This window comes from Brevibacillus centrosporus (genome assembly GCF_046622605.1).
Classification (GTDB): Bacteria; Bacillota; Bacilli; order Brevibacillales; family Brevibacillaceae; genus Brevibacillus; species Brevibacillus centrosporus.
This window is the reverse complement of record NZ_CP176856.1, coordinates 4955950-4981064: the sequence shown is the minus strand read 5'-3', so window position 1 is coordinate 4981064 and position 25115 is coordinate 4955950. Positions and strand designations below refer to the sequence as shown.

The 25115-nt window shown below is 52.0% G+C and carries 23 protein-coding genes; 17 read left to right on the top strand and 6 right to left on the bottom strand.

From position 1 onward, the window contains the following. Nucleotides 1–2: 2 nt before the first annotated feature. Nucleotides 3–1406 (bottom strand): spore germination protein, encoded by a 1404-nt coding sequence (locus ACLIN2_RS25100; protein WP_411502468.1) that lies wholly within the window; start codon nucleotides 1404–1406, stop codon nucleotides 3–5. A 248-nt stretch (nucleotides 1407–1654) separates the two neighbouring features. Between ACLIN2_RS25100 and ACLIN2_RS25095 the strand changes: the two genes are divergently transcribed. From ACLIN2_RS25095 to ACLIN2_RS25080, 4 genes are all read left to right on the top strand, one after another. Beyond that, nucleotides 1655–2998: an Nramp family divalent metal transporter gene (locus tag ACLIN2_RS25095; RefSeq protein ID WP_411502467.1), complete on the top strand. Its 1344-nt coding sequence runs from the start codon at nucleotides 1655–1657 to the stop codon at nucleotides 2996–2998. Nucleotides 2999–3155: 157 nt separating this feature from the next. Continuing rightward, complete coding sequence (locus ACLIN2_RS25090) at nucleotides 3156–3863, top strand: hypothetical protein (protein WP_411502466.1); 708 nt, start codon at nucleotides 3156–3158, stop codon at nucleotides 3861–3863. 168 nt (nucleotides 3864–4031) lie between these two features. Beyond that, complete coding sequence (locus tag ACLIN2_RS25085; RefSeq protein WP_411502465.1) at nucleotides 4032–4577, top strand: NfeD family protein; 546 nt, start codon at nucleotides 4032–4034, stop codon at nucleotides 4575–4577. Nucleotides 4578–4580: 3 nt separating this feature from the next. Further along, nucleotides 4581–6161 carry an SPFH domain-containing protein gene (locus tag ACLIN2_RS25080; RefSeq protein WP_411502464.1) on the top strand — a complete coding sequence of 527 codons (1581 nt, stop codon included), beginning with the start codon at nucleotides 4581–4583 and terminating at the stop codon, nucleotides 6159–6161. Nucleotides 6162–6208: 47 nt separating this feature from the next. On the opposite strand, the gene ACLIN2_RS25075 is transcribed toward ACLIN2_RS25080, so the two are convergent. Then, nucleotides 6209–6973: a polysaccharide deacetylase family protein gene (locus ACLIN2_RS25075; RefSeq protein ID WP_411502463.1), complete on the bottom strand. Its 765-nt coding sequence runs from the start codon at nucleotides 6971–6973 to the stop codon at nucleotides 6209–6211. Between the two features lie 178 nt (nucleotides 6974–7151). Between ACLIN2_RS25075 and ACLIN2_RS25070 the strand changes: the two genes are divergently transcribed. Further along, a complete protein-coding gene (locus ACLIN2_RS25070) occupies nucleotides 7152–8558 on the top strand; it encodes an aspartate kinase (RefSeq protein ID WP_092273397.1) in 1407 nt (468 codons plus the stop codon). On the opposite strand, the gene ACLIN2_RS25065 is transcribed toward ACLIN2_RS25070, so the two are convergent. Next, the gene (locus ACLIN2_RS25065; RefSeq protein WP_246071045.1) at nucleotides 8534–8929 is read right to left on the bottom strand and encodes a M67 family metallopeptidase; all 396 of its coding nucleotides are present in this window, start codon (nucleotides 8927–8929) and stop codon (nucleotides 8534–8536) included. The two genes, ACLIN2_RS25070 and ACLIN2_RS25065, sit on opposite strands and share 25 nt — an antisense overlap. Nucleotides 8930–9039: 110 nt before the next feature. Here ACLIN2_RS25065 and ACLIN2_RS25060 point away from each other — a divergent pair, with 110 nt between their 5' ends. The 6 genes from ACLIN2_RS25060 (at nucleotide 9040) to ACLIN2_RS25035 (ending at nucleotide 14131) form a co-directional block, all read left to right on the top strand. Further along, nucleotides 9040–9891 (top strand): DUF72 domain-containing protein, encoded by an 852-nt coding sequence (locus ACLIN2_RS25060; protein ID WP_411502462.1) that lies wholly within the window; start codon nucleotides 9040–9042, stop codon nucleotides 9889–9891. Nucleotides 9892–9911: 20 nt separating this feature from the next. Next, a complete protein-coding gene (locus ACLIN2_RS25055; protein WP_327933851.1) occupies nucleotides 9912–10736 on the top strand; it encodes a sulfite exporter TauE/SafE family protein in 825 nt (274 codons plus the stop codon). A gap of 25 nt (nucleotides 10737–10761) precedes the next feature. Next, the gene (locus ACLIN2_RS25050; RefSeq protein ID WP_411502461.1) at nucleotides 10762–12201 is read left to right on the top strand and encodes a bifunctional metallophosphatase/5'-nucleotidase; all 1440 of its coding nucleotides are present in this window, start codon (nucleotides 10762–10764) and stop codon (nucleotides 12199–12201) included. Nucleotides 12202–12264: 63 nt separating this feature from the next. Next, the gene (locus ACLIN2_RS25045) at nucleotides 12265–12504 is read left to right on the top strand and encodes a DUF6154 family protein (protein WP_092273409.1); all 240 of its coding nucleotides are present in this window, start codon (nucleotides 12265–12267) and stop codon (nucleotides 12502–12504) included. A 79-nt stretch (nucleotides 12505–12583) separates the two neighbouring features. Further along, nucleotides 12584–12886 carry a YunC family protein gene (locus ACLIN2_RS25040; RefSeq protein ID WP_411502460.1) on the top strand — a complete coding sequence of 101 codons (303 nt, stop codon included), beginning with the start codon at nucleotides 12584–12586 and terminating at the stop codon, nucleotides 12884–12886. Between the two features lie 150 nt (nucleotides 12887–13036). After that, nucleotides 13037–14131: an HD-GYP domain-containing protein gene (locus ACLIN2_RS25035; RefSeq protein WP_310238085.1), complete on the top strand. Its 1095-nt coding sequence runs from the start codon at nucleotides 13037–13039 to the stop codon at nucleotides 14129–14131. Nucleotides 14132–14148: 17 nt separating this feature from the next. On the opposite strand, the gene corA is transcribed toward ACLIN2_RS25035, so the two are convergent. Together corA and ACLIN2_RS25025 are read right to left on the bottom strand one after the other, a co-directional pair. Beyond that, a complete protein-coding gene (corA, locus tag ACLIN2_RS25030; protein WP_092273508.1) occupies nucleotides 14149–15084 on the bottom strand; it encodes a magnesium/cobalt transporter CorA in 936 nt (311 codons plus the stop codon). 196 nt (nucleotides 15085–15280) lie between these two features. After that, nucleotides 15281–15955, bottom strand: coding sequence for a nucleoside-diphosphate sugar epimerase (locus ACLIN2_RS25025; RefSeq protein ID WP_411502459.1), 675 nt, complete (start codon nucleotides 15953–15955; stop codon nucleotides 15281–15283). A 189-nt stretch (nucleotides 15956–16144) separates the two neighbouring features. On the opposite strand from ACLIN2_RS25025, the gene ACLIN2_RS25020 reads away from it, so the two are divergent. From ACLIN2_RS25020 to ACLIN2_RS24995, 6 genes are all read left to right on the top strand, one after another. After that, the gene (locus ACLIN2_RS25020; protein WP_411502458.1) at nucleotides 16145–18091 is read left to right on the top strand and encodes an AMP-binding protein; all 1947 of its coding nucleotides are present in this window, start codon (nucleotides 16145–16147) and stop codon (nucleotides 18089–18091) included. Between the two features lie 227 nt (nucleotides 18092–18318). Continuing rightward, on the top strand, nucleotides 18319–20364 hold the full coding sequence (locus tag ACLIN2_RS25015) for a molybdopterin-containing oxidoreductase family protein (protein WP_092273421.1): 2046 nt from the start codon (nucleotides 18319–18321) through the stop codon (nucleotides 20362–20364). Nucleotides 20365–20522: 158 nt separating this feature from the next. Beyond that, nucleotides 20523–21311 (top strand): hypothetical protein, encoded by a 789-nt coding sequence (locus ACLIN2_RS25010; RefSeq protein ID WP_411502457.1) that lies wholly within the window; start codon nucleotides 20523–20525, stop codon nucleotides 21309–21311. 200 nt (nucleotides 21312–21511) lie between these two features. Further along, a complete protein-coding gene (locus tag ACLIN2_RS25005; protein ID WP_092273427.1) occupies nucleotides 21512–22828 on the top strand; it encodes a globin-coupled sensor protein in 1317 nt (438 codons plus the stop codon). 211 nt (nucleotides 22829–23039) lie between these two features. Next, nucleotides 23040–24101, top strand: a complete 1062-nt coding sequence (locus tag ACLIN2_RS25000) for a YeeE/YedE family protein (RefSeq protein ID WP_122923791.1) — start codon at nucleotides 23040–23042, stop codon at nucleotides 24099–24101. An 11-nt stretch (nucleotides 24102–24112) separates the two neighbouring features. Further along, nucleotides 24113–24337: a sulfurtransferase TusA family protein gene (locus ACLIN2_RS24995; RefSeq protein ID WP_092273430.1), complete on the top strand. Its 225-nt coding sequence runs from the start codon at nucleotides 24113–24115 to the stop codon at nucleotides 24335–24337. Between the two features lie 139 nt (nucleotides 24338–24476). Here the strand turns inward: ACLIN2_RS24995 and ACLIN2_RS24990 are convergent, their stop codons facing one another. Next, nucleotides 24477–24938 (bottom strand): cysteine dioxygenase, encoded by a 462-nt coding sequence (locus ACLIN2_RS24990; RefSeq protein ID WP_411502456.1) that lies wholly within the window; start codon nucleotides 24936–24938, stop codon nucleotides 24477–24479. Nucleotides 24939–25115: the final 177 nt, after the last annotated feature.

Below are 25115 nucleotides of genomic sequence, written 5' to 3'. Positions count from 1 at the left end.
GCTTACCACCCTTTCTTGCGTTTTTGGGTGTTCATTCGTTTTTGATCCAAGGGATGGAGGATTTCAGGACGATTTTTCATATAGATCAGCGGGGCACGAACGAGCAGGTCCTTCCAGTCGCTGAACCGATACGGTGTAATGGGCGCAAAATAGTTGATCCCGAAAGATTTGAGAGAGACCAAATGAGCCAGTATTGCCATCAAGCCGAGCAGCAGCCCGAACATACCCAGGCTGCCGGACAAGATCATCAACGGAAAACGCAGCAAACGCAAGGCGATGGCCCCATTGTACGCAGGGACCAAAAAGGAAGAAATAGCCGTGATGGCAACGACAATGACGAGCACGGGACTGACGATCCCAGCCTCTACAGCCGATTGACCGATGACGAGACCACCGACGATCCCAATCGTTTGTCCCATGACCTTGGGCAGACGCAACCCGGCCTCGCGCAGCATCTCGAGCGTTGCCTCCATGAAGAGTGCCTCCAGAAAGGCAGGAAAAGGCACCTCCGACCTGCCGGCAGAAATACTCAAGGCTAATTGCGTGGGAATCATTCCGGGATGATAAGAGATGAGGGCAATGTACAAGGAAGGCAACGTCAAAGCGATCGCAGCACCTGCTACCCGAATAATGCGAATGGCAGTGCCGATCATCCAACGCTCGTAATAGTCGTCCGGAGACTGAAACAGCATGGAAAACGTTACGGGAACGATCAGTACGGAAGAATTGCCATCCACCATGATGGCAATGCGGCCCTCCAGCATGGCAAACAGAACATTGGAGGGTCTCTCCGTATACTGTGCTTGCGGAAAGGGAGAGTACCAGCTGTCTTCGATCCATTGTTCAATCGTCCCGCTGTCCAGCACCTTGTCCAAATCAACGGTAGACAACCGCGTACGTACTTCGTCGAGAATGTTTGGATTGACGATGCCATCCACATAGAGCATCGCCACCTTCGTATTTGTCCGCCTACCTAACTCCTGAATCGTGACCTTTAATTCGGGATCCGGGTATCTGCGTCTAATTAACGATACATTCGTGCGCAAGGATTCCACAAAGCTGTCACGCGGTCCACGCAGAGCGCTTTCGTTTTCCGATTCCTGAATGCTTCTTTCCTCCAGGCCGCTGCCGATCGCAAAATAAGCTTCCTGGTCACAGTCTCGAACGATCAGGAGATTGCCGTTTAAAATTTCACTGACGGCTTCGTCTGCGGTAGAGATCGGCGAGAACGGCACTTCCACGTAGTCCTGGCGCAGTTTTTCCAGAATGTGGTCCTGAATGTAGTGGGAATCAACCAAGCTATCCAAAAAGCAGAGGGTAAAGGATTCGCCTGCGATATGGACCATGCTGATCTGAAAGTCGGAGCTATCGCTGAAGCGGGAAGTCACTTCCGATACCCAATCCATGGTAATACCTCCTGAAGAAGGAATATACGTATTGTTAGACAAACCGATCACATTATGCAGAAAACCGGAATGTTGCGAGCAAAAAAACAGCTGTCACGGGCAGTTGCAAAACAGAGCGAAAGGAGTATAATGAGAATATGTTTCGCTAGGTAAACATTTTTGGTTAGAGCAAATCTCTATATTTTTTTCATTAAAAGTTGCCCTTGTGCAAAAAAAATGGACTAAGCCATAAAAGGTGGGTGGAAATCATGTTAACTGGATCAAAAGCAGCAAAAGAAAGCAGTTGGAGAAGAGAGGCGTCGCAGCCGTCTCTGCCTGAGGTTCATCGATCGATGAAGGTACCGCAAAAAGGCTCTTGGATTCGCAAATTCCTCGCGTTTGCAGGACCTGGCTACCTCGTAGCGGTCGGCTATATGGATCCAGGTAACTGGGCCACTGACATCGCTGGGGGTTCACTGTTTGGTTACTCTTTGCTGTCAGTGATCATGCTGTCCAATCTCATGGCCATTCTGCTGCAGGCGCTGGCTGGAAAGCTGGGGATTGTGACAGGAAGAGACTTGGCACAGGCTTGCCGGGATCATTACAGCAAACCTGTCGCAATGGGCTTGTGGGTACTGTGTGAGCTTGCGATCGCAGCCTGCGATTTGGCAGAGGTCATCGGTGCAGCCATCGCTTTGAATTTATTATTTGGCATCCCTCTTCTCTACGGTGTCTTAATTACAGCGTTGGACGTTCTGGTCGTTCTTTTCTTGCAGAACAAAGGGTTTCGCTATATCGAGTCGATCGTCATCGCGTTGATCGTGACGATCGGGGCATGCTTCGCTTTTGAGATGTTCTGGTCACAGCCTGAGGTAAAAGAGATTTTGGGCGGCTTTATTCCTACCGCCGAAATTGTGAAAAATCCGGAAATGCTCTACATTGCCATCGGGATTTTGGGCGCGACGGTTATGCCACATAACCTGTACCTGCACTCTTCCATCGTACAGACCCGGCAATACGAGCAGACTACGCTAGGCAAACGGGAAGCGATCAAATACGCGACCGCAGACTCCACGATTGCTCTCATTTTCGCCCTTGGCATTAACGCAGCGATCCTGATCCTGTCTGCGGCGACGTTCCACCGAGCAGGAATGACAGAAGTAGCGGAGATCGGCGATGCTTATCACCTGTTGGCACCTTTGCTGGGGACCACTTTAGGCAGTATTCTTTTTGGGGTCGCTTTGCTAGCGGCGGGAATGAACTCGACGCTGACAGGAACGCTGGCAGGCCAGATCGTCATGGAAGGCTTCCTGAACCTGCGCATCACGCCTTGGCTCAGAAGGCTGATTACGCGTATGATCGCCATTATCCCCGCTGTGATCGTGACAGCTCTGTACGGCGAAAGCGGCACAACGCAGCTGCTGATCCTCAGCCAGGTCATCCTGTCGCTCCAGCTGTCCTTTGCCGTCGTTCCACTGGTGAAATTTACGAACGACAAAAAGAAAATGGGCGAATTCGTGAATGCCCCCTGGCTGAAAGTCCTGTCCTGGATCGTCGCGATCATTATCATGGTGCTGAATGCTTATCTTCTGTACCAGACTTTGTTTGGCTAAAGAGTAAGAAGAGTTGTTCCCAGTGTGGAATGACTCTTTTTCTTTTCGGCAGGAAACGGTGACTTTACGGAAGGGGCTCAAAGAGATACGATCAGAGGAGTGTTTTGTATTTGGAAAATTGGGAATTTTATGTGACAGGGACAGGAGGCTGAGATACATGGAACAGGAGAAATGGGGTATTGTCGGAATTGGAACATTAGGAGGCGCGATTTTAAAGCAGCTGAGTAACGGGAAGCGATTCATCGACTTCTATCATCCGAATGCCGAGAAGGCTGCAGGGATTGCACAGGCCAATCCCGGGCACCAGAGCCTCACAGTAGAAGAGCTGGACAGTCTCGACTTCCTGATTCTGGCGCTGCCTGCTGATCGGCTGGTGCCATTCGTACAGAGCCTGCTCGACTCCGGTTTGTCGCTGACGACAGTGACCTTGCTCAACTTGGCAACGGTGGTAAAAACAGCTGAACTGAATCGTCAGTTCCCACAGCTTCGTTTTCTGGGGATGAAATTCATGGGGCATGCCGTGGATTTGCGCGAGCGTGGCAACGGTCTGTTTATTACGGAGCCGAATGAGCGGTTCGCGTCCGCGCAGGAGCGCGCCATCCGCTTTTTTGAGCAAATCGGTCAAGTCATCGTCGATAAGGAAGACGTGGTAGAGGAAGTAAATTCGCTCGCTACGCGTATCGCAGTCAAAGCGGCGTTTGAGCTGGAGCAGGCGATCCGTGAAGGAGGATGCCGCCAGGAGTACGCTTCCCGTGCGCTCGTTTCCGTCGCACCTGAGGTCATGCGTGCCTACGCTAGCGATACGATGGGCCATTTTGCTCGCAAGATCGTCGAGCAGCTGCTGCAGGAACAGCAGGAGAGCTGATAGAAAAAAAGCTTTGCCGGAGGTCTCAGCATGAACGGTCGCTAGGGACTTCGGCTATTTTTTTTGTTGAAGGAAAGGCTGATTTTTCCAAATTATACTTACATGCGCAACCTTTTTTCTTCTGGTTCGTATGAAAAATAGATGCATTTATGGAAAGGGGTGGCAAATGTGGGGGTGCTTGAAACCATCTACATCGTCTGCCTGATCTGTGGGGTTCTTTACGCACTTTTCGCCTTGATCTTTGGTCATACGGGAGCGGATTGGATGGGGCATGGTCATGCTCATCTGCCCGTGTTTCAGCCAATCTTGCTTGTTAGCGGTGCTACAGCATTTGGCGCAGCCGGGTACCTGCTCACTCGCTTCACGTCCCTATCTACGCTGATGGTGCTCGGAGCAGCGGTTATCCTCGGTGCTGGACTGGCAGTTGCCGCCTATTTTCTGTGGGTTGAGCCGATGAGTCGAGCAGAAAGCTCCACCGGTTATGCCATGAGCCAGCTGGGAGGGAAAATAGGCGAGGTCAGTACGACGATTCCTGTCAACGGATTGGGTGAGGTACTGGTGACAATGGTCAGTGGAACGACCTTTCACATGGCAGCCAGTCTGGACGGCATCCCGATTAAGCAAGGCACGCGGGTCGTTGTGGTGGAAGTGCGCGACCATGTTCTATACGTCACTCCTTTCCCGCATGAAGCTTCAGAAAAAGAGGAGGAATAATCGATGTCACTACTAGGGCTAGAACCGGGGATTTTGACGACTGTATTGATCGTCATCGTTGTATTCGTCGTACTGGGTATCGCCTTCTGGGCGAGATACAAGACAGTAGGTGCCGATGAAGCCATGATCGTAACGGGGAGCTATCTCGGCTCGAAAAATGTGCTAAGCGACGACTCCGGCCGCAAAATGAAGATCGTTCGGGGCGGTGGCGCCTTTATCTTGCCGATTTTTCAGCAAGCAAACTTCTTGAGTCTCTTGTCTCACAAGCTGGATGTTTCGACGCCAGAAGTGTATACCGAGCAGGGAGTTCCTGTCATGGCAGACGGTGTAGCGATTATTAAGGTGGGCGGATCGATTGACGACATCGCTACAGCGGCAGAGCAGTTCATGGGGAAAACGGATGAAGCGTTGAAATCCGAAGCCCAGGAGGTGCTGGAAGGCTATCTGCGGGCGATCCTCGGCAGTATGACCGTAGAAGAGATCTACAAGAACCGAGAGCGCTTCGCCCAAGAGGTGCAGTCGGTAGCGACCAAAGACCTGAAGAAAATGGGTCTGTCCGTGGTGAGTTTCACGATCAAGGATGTCAGGGACAAAAACGGTTACCTGGCTGCCCTCGGGATCCCGCAGATCGCAGCCGTCAAGCGAGATGCGACGATCTCCCAGGCCGATGCGGATAAAGAGGCGCGGATCAAGCAGGCGCAGGCAGAGGAAGAAGCACGCAAAGCGGAGCTGTTGAAGGAAACGAACATCGCGGAAGCCGAAAAGGAAAAAGAGCTGAAGGTGGCTGCCTTCAAGCAGGAGCAGGACAAGGCAAAAGCAAGCGCGGACCAAGCCTACAAGCTGCAGGAGGCGGTAGCCAAGCAGCAAGTAACGGAAGAGGAAATGAAGGTCGATCTGGTTCGCAAGCAGAAAGAGATCGAGCTGGAAGAGAAAGAAATCCTGCGCCGCGAGCGGCAATACGACGCGGAAGTGAAAAAGAAAGCGGATGCGGATCGTTACTCTGTGGAGCAAGCGGCGGAAGCAGAAAAGGCGAAGAAGCTGCGTGAAGCTGATGCCCTCAAATACCGGATCGAAGCAGAAGCCAAAGCGATGGCCGAGCAAAAGAGACTGGAAGGTCTGGCGATCGCGGAGGCGGAAAAAGCAAAAGGTACCGCAGAAGCAGAGGTCACTCGTCTGAAGCTGGAAGCGGAAGCGGAAGGGAAAGAAAAGCTGGCAGAAGCATTCGAAAAATTCGGTCACGCAGCGGTGCTCGATATTATTTCCAAGATGCTGCCTGAGCTGGCCGAGAAGATCGCCGAGCCGATGAAAGCCATCGACAAGGTGACCATCGTCGACGCAGGCGGAGGACAGGGAGATGGCGTCAATCGACTGAGTGGAAATGTAACCAAGCTGATGGCCCAACTGCCAGAGATGCTGAAAGACGTCTCCGGACTCGATATGAACAAGATGATTGCGGGCTTTATGCAAAAAGGAGGAACGGTGCCGGTACCTGCAGCAAGTGAGGCTGCAGCCACGGCTGTGCCCAAAGTGGAAGAACAGGCTGCCGTGCGGACGACTCCTGCTGCAGCGGATGCCCCAAAATAACGAAGACACCAAAGCCCCTTCGAGTTGGAAGGGGCTTTTTTTGGCGTCTAGTCGTCCCCGTGTTCGCCTTGTCCTACCTTTTTTGCCTTACCGTATAGGCGCATCATTTCTGACACCGTGACGAACTGGTACCCTCGCTTGTGCAGCTCCGGCAAAATTTCCCGGAGAGCCTGAACGGTTTGCTTGCGATCTCCGCCATAATCGTGGAAAAGGACGATATCTCCATTGCGGGCGTTGTTCAAGACCTTGTTGACAATTTTTTGTACACCTGGGTCACTCCAGTCCCGCGTATCCTGGTGCCATGACCACATGACGACGAGAAAACCGGCTTTTTTTGCGGTGTTGACGGCGGCATCGCTGTAGTAGCCACCGGGTGGTCGAAACAGCTGAGGACGGATACCGGTACTCTGAAAGATCGTTTCCTGTGTTTTTTCCATCTCCGCTTGTAGACGCTCCGAAGAGATTCGGCGTACATCTGGATGGCTGTAGGTGTGATTTGCCAATTCATGCTGTTCCGAAGCCAGCTGGCGTACGACCTCAGGAAAAGCCTTTGCCCGGGAGCCAACGACAAAGAAAGTCCCCTTCGCGTTGTATTGCTTGAGCAGCTCCGCGATCTGCAGCGTATATTCAGGATCTGGCCCGTCATCAAAGGTAAGCGCCATCACCTTCGTATTTGTGGGAACTTCCCAGACAATTTCGCCCCGGGTTTCGTAGTATTCGCGATCATGCTGGTTGCGGGCGAGGGCAGAGCCGTTCATGGAAGGGACAAGCAGAGCAAGCCCTACGAACAGTGCGACAGCCTGTTTTTTCATCGGATCACCTCTTGGTATGAAAAGTATCTTTACTATGCGCCAAGCATGAATGATTATGTAGGATAGCGAGTGTCCTTCGTAAAAAGACACTTGTACTTTTTAGATGGATACTTTAATCTAATATCAGATTTGCCATACAGAGGATTGGACGAAGAGATAGGCAGATGGAGGAGAAAACATGAAGGTTGCAAAGTTCGGCGGTACTTCACTTGCGAATGCAGAGCAAATAAAAAAAGTGTGCAAAATCATAAGAGCGGACCAAGAGCGGCGTGTGGTGGTGGTCTCTGCTCCGGGCAAGCGTTTCAAGGAAGATACAAAAGTTACAGATTTATTGATACAGTACGCGGAGCGCTTTTTGGCAGCAGGGGAAGCACCAAAGGAGAAACAGGCGATTTTTGCGCGTTACCAGGAGATCGTGAAGGAGCTGCAGCTATCGGCTGGAGTAGGGGGGCAGATCGAAGCGGAGCTGGATGCAGTCCTCTCCAATCAGAAAAACCTGTCAGCGGAGCGGTTTATGGATGCTGTCAAGGCAGCAGGTGAGGATACATGCGCGAAGGTTGTTGCTCACTATTTGCGCAGCCTGGGCGAGGATGCTCACTATGTGAATCCACTGGATGCAGGGCTACTCGTAACAGATGAGGTGGGAAACGCACACGTACTGCCGGAGGCGTACGAAAAGCTGGCTGCACTCGGGGCGGACAGAGGAATCACCATCTTCCCAGGATTCTTCGGCTTTACCAAATCAGGGGATCTGGTGACTTTCTCACGTGGGGGTTCTGACATTACCGGTTCGATCCTGGCCGCAGCGGTCAAAGCGGATGTTTATGAGAACTTCACGGATGTCGATTCGGTCTATGTAGTGAACCCGAATCTGGTCGCTCATCCGGTGGAAGTGAAGGAAATTACATACCGCGAGATGAGGGAGCTTTCTTACTCCGGCTTCGGTGTGTTCCATGAGGAAGCGCTGATCCCTGCTTATCAGGCCAACATCCCGGTATGCATCAAAAATACGAACAATCCTTCAGCACCAGGAACGATGATTGTCAGTGAGCCTCCGGTATCCACCAAACGGGTGTCAGGGATTGCGAGCGATAGCGGATTTTGCAGCATCTATGTCAGCAAGTATTTGATGAACAGGGAAATAGGCTTTGGACGCAAGCTTCTGCAGATTCTAGAGGAAGAGGGCCTCTCCTATGAGCATAGCCCGTCTGGAATTGACAACATTTCGGTCATTCTGCGCGAGCGCGATTTGACTGTCGAGAAAGAAGAGCGCATCGTAGAGCGGATTTCGCGTGAGCTGCGGGTAGACGATGTGTCCGTCACGCATGGTCTTGCTCTGGTGATGATCGTGGGAGAAGGCATGAGGCAGTCGGTAGGTACGACTGCACGTGCTGCTGCCGCGCTGGCACAAGCGAAGATCAACCTGGAGATGATCAACCAGGGTTCTTCCGAGGTCAGCATGATGTTCGGGGTCAAGGCTGTGGAAGCAGATCGGGCTGTCATCGCTTTGTATCAGGAGTTTTTCTGCAACGAGGAAGAAAACCAGCCTGTACTCGCGAATCACGTATCTTCCGTGAGCGTGTAGTCGCGCGGCTCAAAGGTCTGGTCCACCCATTGGTAAACGCTCCACTCGGGCTGGCCAGAAGCGAGGCTGACGATCCAGTAGCTAAGCGACGGATAATGCCAGCCGGTGCGATCGCGCTGGGAAGGGATCGGCGGCGAGTGAGGATGGGTATGGATGACTCCCAGCCATTGGACATTTGCCTTGCGGATGGCGGAGATGGCACCGAGGAAGGCAGCTCCATCCCACGAGAAAGTGTGCATACTCGATGTGGAAGTAGGCATGGGGATGTGGCCGGTAATGATGGAAGCACGACCTGTCAGCAAAGCCGAATATTCGTACGGGAACGCCTCTTGAGCTTCGCTCAGGAGGCGTTTGTGTACTTTTCGGGTCATGGATAATTTGTTATCCTTAAACGCAAAGGGCTCGCCTAACCAATCAGGGGACATAAGGCGCCTCCGTTTCATTCGGATTTGAAATATTTGGACCTGGAGGTTTCAGGGGAATGAGCACCATACATATTGGCGTTTGTGGCTGGGGTGATCATTACGACTTGTATACCCAAGGAGTGAGGAACCGCGACAAACTCTCTGTCTATGCGGGCCACTTTCCCATCGTGGAGGTGGACAGCTCCTTTTACGCCATTTTACCACAACGAAATTATGAGACGTGGGTCCGGGAAACGCCGGATCGTTTTGGCTTTATCGTCAAACCGTTTCAAGCCATGACAGGCCATCAGCGAGGGAGCGCGCCTGTAGACAGGCGAGAGGTTTTTCGGCAATTTGAGGAAAGCATCCAGCCATTGGTAGAGGCAGGAAAGCTCAAGGCGCTGCTGTTTCAATTTCCCCCGTGGTTTGATTGCACGCGGGAAAATGTCCAGTACGCACAGGCGTGCAGGCAGGCGCTGTCCGCGTATCCATTTGCCGTGGAATTTCGTCATCGCAGCTGGTTTCAGGAGAAATTCCGCGAGCGTACACTGGATTTTCTGAGGAAGATCGAGGCGACACATGTGCTGTGTGACGAACCGCAGGCAGGCGACGGCTCTGTGCCGATCGTCGTGGGAGTTGCTCATCCAAGGCTTGCGCTGGTACGCTTTCATGGCCGTAACCATGCCGGCTGGCGCGATCCGGGAGAAGGGCAAAAATGGCGAGATGTCCGCTATCTGTATCGATATTCGGAGGAGGAGCTGGCTGAGTGGGTTCCCCGCATTCGACAGATTGAGACCGAAGCGGATGAAGTATGTATTTTGTTTAACAATAACTCAGGAGGGGATGCCGTCCACAATGCCAAGCAGTTTGCGGACATGCTGGGGGTACAAGCCAGCGGGCTGAATCCTCGCCAAATGGAGTTGTTCTAGAAGAGAAAGAAGGGTATTACATGCTTGTTGCTATAGCAATCTTATTCCTATTCATCGGCGTGGCGGCAGGCGTCGTCGGCAGTATTGCGGGCTTGGGCGGAGGAATCTTTTTCGTTCCGGCTCTTCTGTTCTTTGCCAATGCGTACATGCCAGGCTCCATGACGCCTCAGGTCGCAGCGGCGACATCGCTCATCGTCATTGCTGTCACGGCATTATCTTCGTCGATTTCTTATCTGAAGCAGAAAAAGGTCGACGTCCAAAGTGCACTTCTCTTCTTTATTGGGAGTGCGCCGGGTGCTATTGTAGGTGTCTACCTTAATAAATTACTACCATTAGAAGGATTTACGCTCCTCTTCGGTTTGTTTCAATTGCTGATGTTCGTGCTGATGATGGTGAAAGACAAACTCAAGCCTCGCAGCATCAACTGGGAAATCAAACGCCATTTCATCGATCACGAGGGAAATGAATACGAATACGGATACAGCCGTTGGATGGCGATCCTGATTGCCTTTTTCGTCGGGATTACCTCCTCATTGTTCGGTGTGGGTGGAGGCGTTCTGATGGTGCCAGCGATGATGATTCTGTTTCGCTTTCCTCCGCACATCGCGACGGCCACCTCTATGCTGGTTATTTTCTTTTCGGCAGTGATCGGTTCCATCACCAATGTGCTGCATCACAATATCGACTGGCTGTACGCCGCTATGCTGGCGCCAGGTGCCTGGGCAGGAGGAAAGCTCGGGGCTTATGTCGCCAGCAAGATGAAAGGGCGGACCATCGTGCTGGTCTTGCGCGTATTGATTCTGGGCATAGCCATACAAATGATTGGGGAATCCATTCTCAGCTAAGCTCGTAGAGAGGGAGGGGATGGCCTTGGCAGACACCTGTACCTTGCACATGCTGCACACCAACGATCTTCACAGTCATTTTGCGCCTATGCCGCGAATTGCTACCTGCTTTCGTACCTATCGACAGCAATGGGAGCAAGGGGGAGAGCGTGTGCTGGCTGTGGACATCGGTGACCATATGGACCGCATGGATATGAAGTCAGAGGCAAGCTACGGAAAAGTAAATGTCGACGTCATGAATCAAACCGGCTATTCATACGCGACGATCGGCAACAACGAAGGAATCACTCTTCCCAAAGAGAAGCTCGATGAAATGTATAAACAAGCCGCATTTCAGGTAATTGTTGGGAATCTTCTGGATCCAGCAAGTCACAGGACTCCGCAGTGGGCTGTCCCCTACGCGATTCATGAATGGCAGGATCTGCGTGTAGCCTTGCTCGGCGTGACGATTCCCTTTACGTCTTCCTATAACAGTATGGGGTGGGAGATCCATGAGCCAATTGGTCTCTTGCAGCGGCAGCTAGAGGACTTAAGAGATCAGGCAGATGTCTTTGTACTCCTGTCTCATTTGGGGTATCCGACCGATTGCCGTTTGGCAGCAGAGCTAGACGGACTGGATGTGATTTTGGGGGCACACACTCATCATATGCTGCCCCGCGGAGAGCGAGTTGGCCGTACGCTGATCGCACAGACAGGCAAATTCGGACAGCAGATCGGTCATGTGCGTCTGGTGTGGGACAAAGCCTCCAAAAAGGTGACAGAGATCGAAGCTGAGCTGTTCGCATCAGATGACTTTTTACCGGATGAAGCCCTTGCCGCATTTTTGCAGGAGCAGGATAGAGAGGCAGAAAAGGTTCTTTTGCGCCCCGTAGCACAATTACAGCACGATTTGCGGGCAGAGTGGATGGAGGAGACAGCGTTTGGTTCTTTTTTGGCTGCCAGTGTGCGTTCTTGGACGGGAGCAGAAATCGGCTTGGCGAATGGCGGATTGCTGCTCAGCGATTTGCACCGCGGCAGCGTGTCCTTTGTTGATTTGCTGCACAGCTTGCCGCATCCGATCAACGCTTGTGCTGTCACGCTGACAGGTGCCCAGCTGCTGCGGGTTTTGGAGCAGGCGATACAGCCGGAGACGATTCATCGAGAGCTACGTGGCTGTGGCTTTCGCGGGAAAGTGGAGGGCTGGATGGGCGTCGATGGGCTGCGCATACGGTACGTAGAGGGAGAAACCCCGCGGATTCTGGAAATACAGGTCAATGACAAGCCGTTGCTGCTGGATCAAGAATACCGCGTAGGAACGGTCGATATGTTCATGTACAATCGCCTGTTTCCTGACCTTCTCCAGGGAAGTCACATCGAGTTTTTCCTACCGCAAATGCTGCGGGAGGTCGTCGCCCAAACAGTGCTCGATCCCGTCCTGATTCAGCAATCGTTTACTCCTCGCTGGGAACGCGTCACGATTTCCTGATTTTTGGGAACAGCCCTCCTGACAAATTTGGGGCATGCTACACGAGTAGGGGGGAGAGGGACCATGCGGTTTATCGACGAGGTATACGAGCTCTACAAAGGGCATTTTAATGGAGCAGAAGAGGACATTACCGCCATTGTCGTCGGAATCCTGGATGAACAGTCTCGCGAGGACTTGCTCGATCTCATCGATGAGATGGATGGAGAGGAGCTTTTTCACATGCTTGCGACCTACATGATCGAGGTCATGAAGCGCAAAGTAGCGATGGAGGAGGAGCACTCTCCTTCGACGATGGCGCACTGACTTGTGCAAACACACATTTCTTTTTCCTGTCATAGGATGGTAACGCTACGAGGCAGGAAAGATGAAGGAGGGTTGCGCGATGGTCGAGGTAGTGCCAATTCATTTTCCGGAAGGGACAGCAATTGCTGTCACAGTCCGTTTGCCAAAGACGACATTGTTGGCTGTCACGACAGACAATGGATATATCATGTGTGGGGCTCTTGATGTAGGGCTTTTAAATGAACGGCTTGCCAGCCGAGAGATTTTAGCCGGGCGGGCTGTCGGGGTCAAAACGATTCAGGAGCTGTTGGATGCGCCTCTGGAATCCGTGACGACCACAGCCGAAAATCAGGGAATATCCGCTGGGATGATCGGGCGAGAAGCTGTCGCTCGCATGTTCTAAGCAACTGCCTGATGAAATCAAAAAGCAGGAAGCGCCTTTGCCGGGATGACGAGGGTGCTTCTTTGTTTTGGGGTAATAAAAAATTAGCATGTAGAATCTAGTCGAATCACGCTATAATAGGGTTACCCTGAGGAAAGGCGAATGTTGGAAATGAGACTGAAATCCATTCAAAAATGCCAGCCCGGTGATACGCTTGCTCGTTCCATCTACGCGGAAAACGGAACGGTTCTCGTTGGGACGGGTGTTGAACTTACCCAGCGAATGCTGGATCGGCTTAAGGCCAAGAACATCTCTAGTCTCTACATTCAGGATAAGCGCACAGACGATATCATTGTGGAGACCGTCATTTCCGAGCCTACTCGTAGAGCGGCGATGTCGATCATTCACGACACGTTTCGAGCCGTTCATGAATTTCCCCAAAAATGGCATCAGATTTTTTCAGACAAAGCTTTTGGCCGTGAATTGCGCCAGGTAATGGCGGCAGTCGCTGATGAACTGAATGCATCTCGCTCAGCCATGAACCTTTTGGCCGATGCGTGCGCTTTCGACAATTATATTTTTACTCACTCCTTCAACGTCGCCTTGTACAGTACCGCACTTGCCCTGAAGACGGAATGCACCGAAAAGGAAGTGCTGGAAGTCAGTATTGGCGGCATGCTCCATGATATAGGTAAGATCCTTGTCCCGGATGAAATCTTGAAAAAGCCAGGCCATTTGACGTCGGAAGAATTTGAATTGATGAAGAAGCACACGGAGTACGGCTTTGAAATGCTGCGACGCCAGGATGACATTCCTCTGCTGGTTGCTCACTGTGCGTTTCAGCATCATGAACGCTGGGATGGCTCCGGTTATCCGCGCAAGCTGAAAAAGGACGAGATCCATCCGTTCGGGCGCTTGATGGCGGTGACAGATGTTTTCGATGCCCTGACCTCCCACCGGGTATACCGTCCGGGGATGCTTCCACATGAGGCGATGGAGATCCTCTTCTCAGGCTCTGGCCGACTGTTTGATCAGAAGTATGTAGAGGCATTGCGAGATACGATCGCTCTGTATCCATTAGGTCTCAGTGTCACATTGAATACCGGTGAAACGGGTGTGATTGTCGATTCCAACAAAGGAATGCCGAGCCGGCCTGTGATTCGGATTCTGGTTGACGAAAACGGCGAGGAACTGACGCAGCCGTACGAGTGCGATCTGTCCAAAAAACTGGCGCTGATGATTGTGGCGTGTGATGAGCTTGTCTAGTTCCTGTGCAGGAAAAGCTACAGCCATTCCTTTCGTTTAAAAATCAGAAACATGGTCAGTCCGATTACAGCCATGATGCCCAGCACGACAAAGTAGCCGTAATGGGAGTGCAGCTCGGGCATATTGTCGAAGTTCATGCCGTAGATCCCAGTCACGATGGTCAAGGGCATGAAAATGGTCGTCAGCGCTGTAAACACGCGCATGATGTCGTTTGCACGTCCGGCGAGCGCCGACTGATACGCTTCTCGCAAGTTCCCGATCAGCTCGCGAAAGGTCTCAAAGCTTTCTACGATTTTGGCAGCATCCTCTAGAATATCTCCAAAGTACTTCCGCATGGTTGGTCGAATCAGCGGAAGTTCTTTTTTGTGCAGCGCATCGATCAAATCACGCTGCGGCACCAGCATTTTGCGCGCATACAAAATTTCGCTGCGCAGCCCGATAATCTGATCGAGGTGTGACTTCCGCGTGTTCATCAGGATTTGTTCTTCCAGGTTTTCGATCAAGTCTTCGATTTTTTCGATCACGTCAAAGTAACGGTCGACGATCTGATCCACCAAATAATAGAGAAACGTATCCGGACGGTTGATTTCTTTCTCACGCAGCAGGGTCATCATGGTCGAAAATTCAGGAGCTTCCTGCTTCGTGACGGTAATAATGGCATGGGTGCCAAGAAAGACGTTGATTTCACGCAGGAAAATATCTTGGTTGTGAAACGCAATCCCGTTGATGACCAGAAAGTAATGGTCATCGTAGAGCTGCAGCTTGGGGCGCTGCTCTTCTTCGTCTATGCAGTCTTCTACGGCGAGATGATGCAGGCCGAACAATGGCTGCAGCACATCCAGATCAAACGGGGTAGCATCGATCCAGTAAAACCCGTTGACTGGAGGCGCTGCGGCTTCTTCTACATCGTCAATCTCCGTGATCAATCCGTTTTGTATGAGTCGAACTTTCATCATCGTCTTCGATTCTCCTGCAGGTAGAATGGGTAGAAATCATCCGTGGCCAAATGTGGGTGAGAATCAGCGAATAAGCGCTCTTGAGTGCTTGTCGACTGGGAGGCTTTGGTGCTAGTGGCTTTTCTTTTGGCGTATCCATCTAAAGATCGCCCCTTTCCATCGCTCTCCCCACAAAGGTATGACTATCAACTTGTCAGTTTTCCACTTTGCTTATAGCCGCCAAAAGGGCGATTTTGTCCGATGGGTACACGTGCTGTCCTCCTTCGGCTTTGCGTGCGGCATGGAGCATCGCTTTTGCCACATCTGCTGCCTGCACGGGACGATACGTGCGAAATGGCCCGATCAAAAGCGGCGTGAGCAGTGGTGCCAACCGCGCTGCGAACGATTCTGCCAGGCGGTGCTCACGACGATCTCCGAGCAAAAGAGAAGGGCGGAAAATATGCAAAGCAGGCAGAGAAAGCTGCTTCAGATCATGCTCTAGCTCCCCTTTGACCCGGTTGTAGAAAAAAGCGGAGCTGCTATCCGCACCCATGGCGGTGATGACGAGGAACTGACGAGCGCCAGATGCTAGGGAGAGTCGGGCGATTTCCAAGGGGTAGGTGTGATCAACCAACCGGAAGGCTTCCCGGCTGCCTGCAGTTTTTATCGTGGTTCCCAGACAGCAAAAAACATCGGACTTGGGTAGCCACTCCTGGCATTCCCCCAAGATCGAAAAGGAGATCGTCCTGGATGTAAGTCGAGGATGCTCAACATCGAGAGCACGTCTGCCAAAGGAGACGATTTCCGTATAGCTGTCATCCTGGAGCAAAAGCTGCAGCAGGGCACTGCCGACCAGGCCGCTTGCGCCGAACAGTACGGCTCGTTTCATGGAATAGTGTTCCTCACTTTCCGATTTTCATCTAGTTGATTTTACCATATCTCCCCGCGCTCGTGGTCTGAGTCAGAAGCATCATCCTTGTCCGCACCCTATTGACAGAGTGAGCGAGAGCAGAAGAAAATAGAGGAAGTAAGCGCTTTCAAATAATTCCGAATCGCAAGTCAGATGGAGGGGAATTGGATGACGCGTACACGCAAGGTAGTGTGGGAACCCACATTGGAGCAGCGTGGGAAGAGCAATCTCTGGCGCTTTATGGAGCAGGAGCAGATCCCGGATTACGAGACGCTGCTGCGACGCTCCGAGGAGGACGTCAGCTGGTTTTGGGATGCCTTTATTCGTTTTGCAGGAATTGAATTTGCGAGACCGTACCGCAGGATCGTGGATGGATCGAAAGGGTTGCCGTGGCCAGAGTGGTTCGTCGATGGAAAGATTAATCTGGTGCATAATTTCTTGGATAAATGGGCGGAAGACGATCGTACCGCAAAACGACCTGCCTTGCTCTGGGAGGGAGAGGCGGAGGAAGAGCGTCGGTTTACATTTGCAGAGCTGCAGAGAGAAGTAAACCGTTTCGCCAACACGATGAACAGCTTGGGTGTTGCGAGAGGGGATCGAGTCGCGATTTACATGCCGATGATCCCGGAGACGGTCATCGCTCTTTATGGAATCTACAAGGCAGGAGCGATCGCGGTCCCGCTATTCTCCGGATTTGGTCCAGAGGCAGTTGCTGTGCGGCTGCGGGACGTAGAGGCCAAAGCGGTTGTGACAGCCGATGGCTTTTACCGGGGCGGACAGCAGGTTCTGCTCAAGCACGTACTGGACAAGGCGCTGGACTCATCCCCTAGTGTAAAGAGCGTTCTCGTAGCCGAGCGGCTGGGGGAAAAGGCGCTGCTCGTGCCTGGTCGCGATTGGCTATGGAGTGATCGGATGGCACAAGCGTCCGATCAGTATGAAACGGTAGAAACGGACGCAGAGGAGCCGTGCATGGTGAGCTATTCCTCGGGGACGACGGGAAGCCCGAAAGGAATCGTCCACGTGCACGGGGGAATCGCTGTCAAAACGGCCGAGGTCGGCATGTTCATCTACGACACACAACCTGATGATATTTTTACCATGGTGACGGATTTTGGCTGGATGATGGGTCAGCTCCCCCTGTTCTCCGCCCACAGTGTAGCAGCTCCGTTTTTGATCTACGAGGGAAGTCCGATGCATCCTCATCCGGGCCGTCTGTACGAGATCATCGATAAGTACAAGGTAAGTGTGTTCGGAGCTCCTGCAACGGCGCTTCGTCTGCTGAAGACCTACGCGGAAGCCTTTCGGGGAAAGGCAGACCTCTCGTCCTTGCGCATTTTAGGGCATACAGGAGAGCCGATCGACGAGGAGACGTGGTCGTGGTATTTGGCCTGGACCAATGGAAGGGCACCGATCATCAACGGCAGTGGCGGAACAGAGGTATTTGCCGAAATATTGTCGTCCGTTTGCGTTGCGCCGCAGAAGGCGACCTGCCTGGGAGCGACTCCTGCTGTGGGGGCCAAAGTCGTCGACGAGCTCGGCAATCCGGTCCCAGCAGGCAAATCGGGCTATCTCGTTTTCACCGTGCCGCAGCCGGCGCAGACACGAGGCTTCTGGAAAAATCGCCAGCGCTACCTCGATACGTATTTTCCTCTGGGAGAGCAGATGTGGTGGCAGGGAGACATGGTCACAGTCGATGAAGACGGCTTTTGGTTCCATCTGGGACGGGCGGACGACGTCATCAAGGTATCAGGGAGAAGAACGGGACCGGGAGAGCTGGAGGATGTCGTGAATCAGCACCCGGGAGTGCTGGAAGCGGCAGCGATTGGGGTTCCTCATTCGGTGAAAGGAGAGGCGATCGTGCTGTTTGTGGTCATGAAGCCGGGAGCTTCTCTCGATGCGAGCGCGCTGAAAGGACATGTATCCAGCACTCTTGGCAAGCCGTATGAACCGGTAGAGATTTACGCAGTTTCCGATCTCCCAAAAACCCGCACGCAAAAAATAATGCGCAGGCTCATCAAGCAGCGTTTCCTGGGGGAGAAGCTCGGGGATACATCGAGCTTGATGAATCCGGCGGCGCTTGAGAGCCTGCCTGTGCGAACAAAAATTGATTCCTGAATCATGAGTTTGATGGACAAAAATAGCAGCTCTGCCGCCTTTGCTGGGAAAGCATAGCGGGCAGGGCTTTTTTCATACAAATAGCATGGATGAGATGGAAACCTGCAAAAGTGAAACGAAGTCTTTTCAAAGCCAAGTTTTCTAATGTTATTTTTATATCCTAGTGATATAGTGGGGATATAAGCGATCCGATGCGAAAAAGAAATGGGGTAGGAGAGGGAATGGCCATGAAAACATATGTGGATCAGCCAAACGGAGTGTTTCCCTCCGTCTGTTCACTGGATTGTCCCGATCAGTGCGGACTTTTGGTGCACAAGCAGGACGGCAAAATTGTAAAAGTAGAGGGTGACCCTAATCATCCCGTAACACAGGGGAGCATTTGCAACAAAGTACGCAACATGGCGGAGCGAATCTACGATACGAAACGGCTAACACAGCCACTGAAGCGGGTGGGCGCAAAAGGAGAGGGCAAATTCGAGCCAATCACCTGGGAAGAAGCCATCCAGACGATCACCTCTCACTGGAAGCAGCTGATCCGTGAGCATGGACCAGAAAGCATTTTGCCATACAGCTTCTACGGCAACATGGGCAGGCTGAATGCGGAGACGATGGATTATCGACTCTTTCATCGCATGGGTGCCAGTCTATTGGACCGAGCGATTTGCAACGCGGCAGGCGGCGTCGGCTACAACTACACGATGGGGGCAAACTACGGCACCGATCCGGAAGAAACGGTGCACACCAAGCTGTTTCTGATGTGGGGGATCAATGCGGTCAGCACGAATATGCACCAGGTGATGCTGGCAGAAAAAGCACGGAAGAACGGTGCGAAGATCGTCGTCATTGATGTCCACAAAAATCAGACGGGTCGCTGGGCTGACTGGTTCATCCCGATTTTGCCCGGAACAGATACAGCTTTGGCTCTCGGACTCATGCACATCCTCTTTGCCGAAAATATGGTCAATGAGGAGTTCATGGAGAAGTATACGGTGGGGCACGAGGAGCTTCGGGAGCACGTCAAGCAGTACGATCCGCAGACAGTTTCGAGCATTACAGGAGTTCCAGCAGACGATATTTACCGTCTGGCGCGTATGTACGGGCAGACCTCTGGGTCCTTGGTGAGGATCGGAAACGGTCTTCAGCACCATGACAACGGGGGCATGTGCGTGAGAACGATCGCCTGTTTGCCTGCTCTGACCGGACAGTGGCTCGTGCAGGGCGGCGGAGCGATGAAAGGTAACAAAGGATTTTTGGAACACAACAAGCAGGCGCTTCAACGACCGGATCTGTTAGCAAACAAAAAGACGCGCAGAGTCAACATGAATGTGATCGGCAGTGCTCTTTTGGAGCTGGACCCACCGATCCGCTCGATGTTCGTCTACGGCTGCAATCCTGCATTGGTGGCCCCGGAAGGAAACAAGGTCAAAAAGGGGCTGCTGCGAGAAGATTTGTTTACTGTCGTCCACGATCTGTTTTTGACGGAGACAGCTGCCTATGCCGACATCGTCCTGCCTGCTACCTCCGCTTTTGAGAACACGGACTTTTACACGTCCTATTGGCATCACTACATGCAGCTGCAAAAACCGGTGATTGCCCCTTATGGAGAAAGCAAATCGAACGTGGAAGTTTTCCGCCTGCTGGCAAAAGGAATGGGCTACGAGGACGAGATGTTCGATGACTCCGAGGAGGAACTGATCCGACAGGCGCTGGACTATCCGGCGAATCCGTTCCTGGGCTCGATCACGTACGAGGATCTGGTCGAAAAAAACTACAGAAAAGCAGCCGTCACTCCCAACTTTATCGAAAAGCTTCCGACTCCAAGCGGCAAGATCGAGCTGTACTCCAAGCAGCTAGAGAAGCTAGGGTACCCTGCACTGCCTACGTATACGCCGATTCCTGTGGAAAGTGACCTTCCGTTTTTGTACGTGCCGGGGCCCAATCACAATTTCCTCAATTCGACGTTTTCCAATAATGCCAAGCACGTCAAGCTGGAGAAATTTCCGCGACTGTTCATGAATACGGCAGATGCCGAGGCTTCTGGCATCGCCGATGGAGATTTGGTGCGGGTATGGAATGACCGAGGTGAGTGCGAGCTGACTGTATCGGTAGGGGAAACGGTCCTGACGGGTGTGGTAGTAAGTCAGGGACTGTGGGCGGATCAACCAGGTGCCAAGCACCATGTAAATGCGCTGACCCCGGATCGCATCGCAGACATGGGAGGCGGAGCCACTTTCTTCTCCGGGCGTGTAAACGTGGAGAAGCTTGCTAGATAGAGAGGAAATACCTGCGTATTGCAAACGAAAAGCTTCGTGGGCCTGCTGGCTGCGCGAAGCTTTTTGCATCCAAGCACATCTTCTAGCAAAGTCGTCACTAGCCTTTTTTGAAATCGCGCATACTAGAATTAGAAGCGAAAAGGAAAGGTGGTCTTCACATGTGGACAAGCAATCTGCTAGGTATTGTGACAAGTATGATCGTAGGTTTGGGGGTAAACGGGGCAGGAGCAGATGTTCCACCGCCGGCGGCCAGTCAGATCACACCTGCGCCTGCTGTTTATGAGGAACTGAAAATAGCGAGACAGGATGTCACAGGAGATGGACGGCCGGATCTGGTGACGCTTTTGGGAAAACGCTTTGCTGCCGACAGCCCGTATTACGACAAACTCAAGGTCATGGTGCAGGATCCTGTCGCGAGGAAGGTTTCCTTTTTTCATACGACGTATGGCGGCTACCAGCCCGAGATGTCCTTCTGCGATTTCACCGGTAACAAGACCAAGCAAATCTGGATTCAGGCGCCTACAGGAGGCAGCGGTGGCACTTCGGACTTTTATTTGTTCAGTGACAAGGACAACAACCCCGCAGTTCTGCCAGTCCCCCAGCCCTTGACGATTACAGGGGCCTATCAGGATGGCTATAAAGTTCCGATAACTATTAAAGAGACGAATCAAACGACTGTCCTCGATTTGAGCGACCGCAAAGATATTTATGAAGAGAACGGGGTGTACAAGAACGGCAAGCTCGTCCAGCCAACTGAGGTGATGCCGAATACGTTCAGTGTACTTAAGCCCGTGGAGGTGCGTGACGGAACCTGCGAGCTTCTGGGAGAACAGCGTGTGAGCGGGGTAGCCAATGCAGATACGATCGCCTATGTTCAGTCCAGATGGAAATGGGAGAACAATGGCTGGAAGCTGCTGAGCGCACAGGTGAAAAAGGCAGAGCGATAATTTGGGAGCAGGGCTGTGCCTGTTCGACAGGAGCAGGACAGCCCTGATTTGTACAAGCCTGATGGAAATTTTGAGATCGTTTACGAAATTGTCAAATAGGGTATAAAGATATAAGCCAAACGATATACCCAGATGGAAAAAATTATAGTATATTACAATGAGCGTAAGCTGAGAACTCAGCCAGAAAAGGAGTCCACCGAATGAGTACATGCCCGATTTCCAGTTTGTTTGGACTAAAAGGAAAATCGAAAAAAGCTTCTTTTTTTCAGGAGATAAAGGAACATGGAGAAGTGCATATCGATGCGGGGTCTCAATTGGCGAAGCAGTTGTCCCTCATCCATTTGACAGAGCATGACCTGGCTGTCGCGAAGGCACTTCAGCCTCTGATCATTCAAAATATTGATAAAATAGTCGGCTATTTTTATGAAAATATAGAGCAAGAGCAGCTTCTCATGACGATCGTGGAGAAGTACAGCAGTATCGATCGCCTCAAACAGACATTGAACCGCCATATCCAGGAGATGTTTAGCGGCAAGATCGACAAAGAATATTACGAGCAGCGCAGTCGGATTGCCATCATGCACATGCGCATTGGTCTCGAGCCCAAATGGTACATGTGTGCCTTTCAGAACCTGCTGATCTCCATCCTCGACCTCTTGAACGAAAGCATAGTGGACAAAGCGGAGTGTGTGCAAGCTGTTAAAGTCGTTACCAAAATACTCAGCATCGAGCAACAGATTGTTCTGGAAGAATACGAGAACGAGCATGCAAGGGCGCGGAGCCTGGAGCAGGAGAAAAAGGATGAGCTGCGTGCGATCCTGGCCAACTCTGCCCATGAGCTGGCAGCTGTTTCCGAAGAGAACAGTGCTTCTGTCCAGCAGCTGACCGAGCAATCCCGCGAGGTTCTTCGTTTCGCAGAAAACGGGACAAGCTTCTCGAATAAAGCGCATCAGCTGTCTCAGGAAGGCAAGGAGAAGCTGGAGAAGCAGAAGGAGCAAATGGAGCTGATTCAGGGCAGTGCCAAACAGATCGCGGAAGAAATGAGCACTCTGGAAGAAAACTCGGAAAAAATTCGCGGTATCGTCAACGTGGTGACGGCCATTGCTGAGCAGACCAACCTGCTCGCGTTGAATGCGGCGATCGAAGCGGCACGCGCAGGTGAACAGGGCAGAGGCTTTGCCGTTGTAGCCGACGAAGTGCGCAAGCTGGCGGAGCAGACGAAGCAATCCGTGTTTGGCGTGCGCGAGCTGATTGAAAAGACAAATCAGCAGACTGGCGTGCTCGCGATGGTCTTTAGCGAGATACAGACTCTCGTTCAATCCAGTACGACCATGACCAGCGAGACATATGCATTCTTCGAAGGGATCATGAGCGCGGTCATGGAAGGCAAGCAGCAGAGTACGCAAATCCAGAAAGAGCTGGAAAACTTCTTCCGCGTCATGGAGGACATGAACCAGGCGGTAGCGCAGGTGGCCAGCTCGGCAGATGAGCTGTCGGAAATTACGGAAAGTCTGTAAGATTAATAGGAATATCGCGTTTTAAAGTAAGCACATCCCGAAGCAAGGAGGGATGTGCTTTTTGTTTAGCGGATTTGCAAAGGGTATAAATGCCTGGTCAAGCTGTCGGAATTGCATGTTGACTCCCATGATTTTTGTGCTAAAATGAAAAACATTAATCTTCATAAGTTTACTCGGAATTATAAAGTGGGGGTCGAAAATGGTAGGACAAATGATATTCACGGGGCTTTTATGCGGAGCGTTGCTTGGTTTTGTGATGCAGCGAGGTCGCTTCTGTCTGACTGGTGGTTTTCGCGATATGTTTTTGGCAAAGGACTACCGGATGTTTTACGCGCTGCTGATAGCGATCGCGATCCAAAGCATTGGTGTATTTGCTCTGATTCAAATGGGCCTTATTCAGTTTAAATCGGGTTCGTTTGCCTGGCTGGGTACGATAATCGGTTCCTTCGTTTTCGGGATCGGAATTGTGCTTGCCGGTGGTTGTGCTACAGGGACTTGGTATCGAGCAGGGGAGGGCTTGATCGGCAGCTGGATCGCGCTTTTCGCCTATATGCTGATGAGTGCCGTCATGAAGAGCGGCGTGCTGGTTCCCGTAAACGAAGCCTTCAAAGGGTACACGGTGCCAACGAACTCCATCCCTGCTACTTTCGGCACGTCGGTATGGCCGTTTATCCTGATCCTGACGGCGATCACGCTCTATCTGGTCGTCAAGCATCTGCGCAAACCAAAGGTAGCGATTCCTGCCTTGCGTGCAAAACGCACGGGTCTTGCTCATCTGTTGTTTGAAAAACGTTGGCATCCTTTTGTGACGGCTATTTTGGTAGGCTTGATCGCCATGCTGGCATGGCCGCTCAGTGAGGCAACAGGCCGCATGTCCGGTCTGGGGATTACGACGCCATCGGCCAATATCCTGCAGTACATCGTAACAGGAGACAGCGAGAAGTACATCAACTGGGGCGTATTCCTGGTGCTGGGCATCCTGATCGGGTCCTTTATTGCCGCGAAAGCAAGCAGGGAGTTCCGCTTCCGTGCACCTGATGCGAAGACGACCATCTCCAGCTTCTCCGGCGGGATCCTGATGGGCTTTGGGGCGAGTCTCGCTGGTGGCTGCTCGATCGGTAACGGTCTCGTCATGACGGCGATGATGACCTGGCAAGGCTGGGTTTCCTTGTCCTTTATCATTTTGGGTACGTGGACGGCTTCGTATTTTGTCTATGTACGTCCTCGTCTTCAAGCTAAAAAACAGCACAGCGCAAGTGTCACTGTCGCTTAGGAGGAATAGAAATGCAGCACAAACTCGAAGTTCTTGGCATGGTTTGCCCTTTCCCGTTGATTGAGGCTAAAGAAAAGCTGGAGACGCTTCCTAGCGGTGATGAGCTCGTCATCGATTTTGATTGCACACAGGCGACGGAAAGCATTCCGCGCTGGGCAGCGGAAGCGGGCCACACGATTACGAATTACGAGCAGCTCGACGATGCTTCCTGGACAATCACGGTGAAAAAGAAATAGCTGCAAGCATACGAAACTCCCCTTTCTCTGGGTACCACGGAACGGTTCACGCGCTCTGTTGGTCACACCCAGCGAGAGGGGAGTTTTTTAGTCATAGCAGGAAAAAAAGGATCATATGTTAAATTATACTAATACTTGATTATTTGTACTGTTGGCAATCGCACAAGGGTGGCGTATAGGCGTTGATCGAAACGACCGGAGTCTCCCCTTGATTTCGGATGGCGTGTATCACTCCTGGGGCTACATAACAGAAGTCACCAGCATGAACGGTAACGGATTTCTCCGGACGAACACCGCGTCCTTCCTCGTCCAGTGAATAGATGACATTGGTGAGGTCGCCAGCGAGAATCCATTCCCACCCAAAGGAATGACCGTGATTATGGGCTGCTGACTCCTTGTCTGGAGGCAGTACGATGAGAACGATTTCGACGTGTTCCGTGGCGAGCAGGACCTTCCGTCCATAGGGCAGATCTTCAGGCTCGGGAACATAGGGAGAGATTGTTTCGAGGCTAATCGGCAAAGATTCCAAGGCAGCTCTGAGCTCGGCTGGAGTTGGACAAGTCAGAGAACCGAAAGCTTTTTCTAATAGGGCGTGAATCATGGGGCAACCTCCCAGAAGCATTGATCTTGTTCATCACCAGAATATGAAAAGTAGAGGGGAACGGTGAGGACGTCTGCAGGTGGACGAACGTGTTTTTTGTATGAGCAGCTTGGTCGCTTCAAGTGGAAGAGCGGCCCTTTTCGCATGAAAACCCGGCAATATATGTTATCTAGCAAA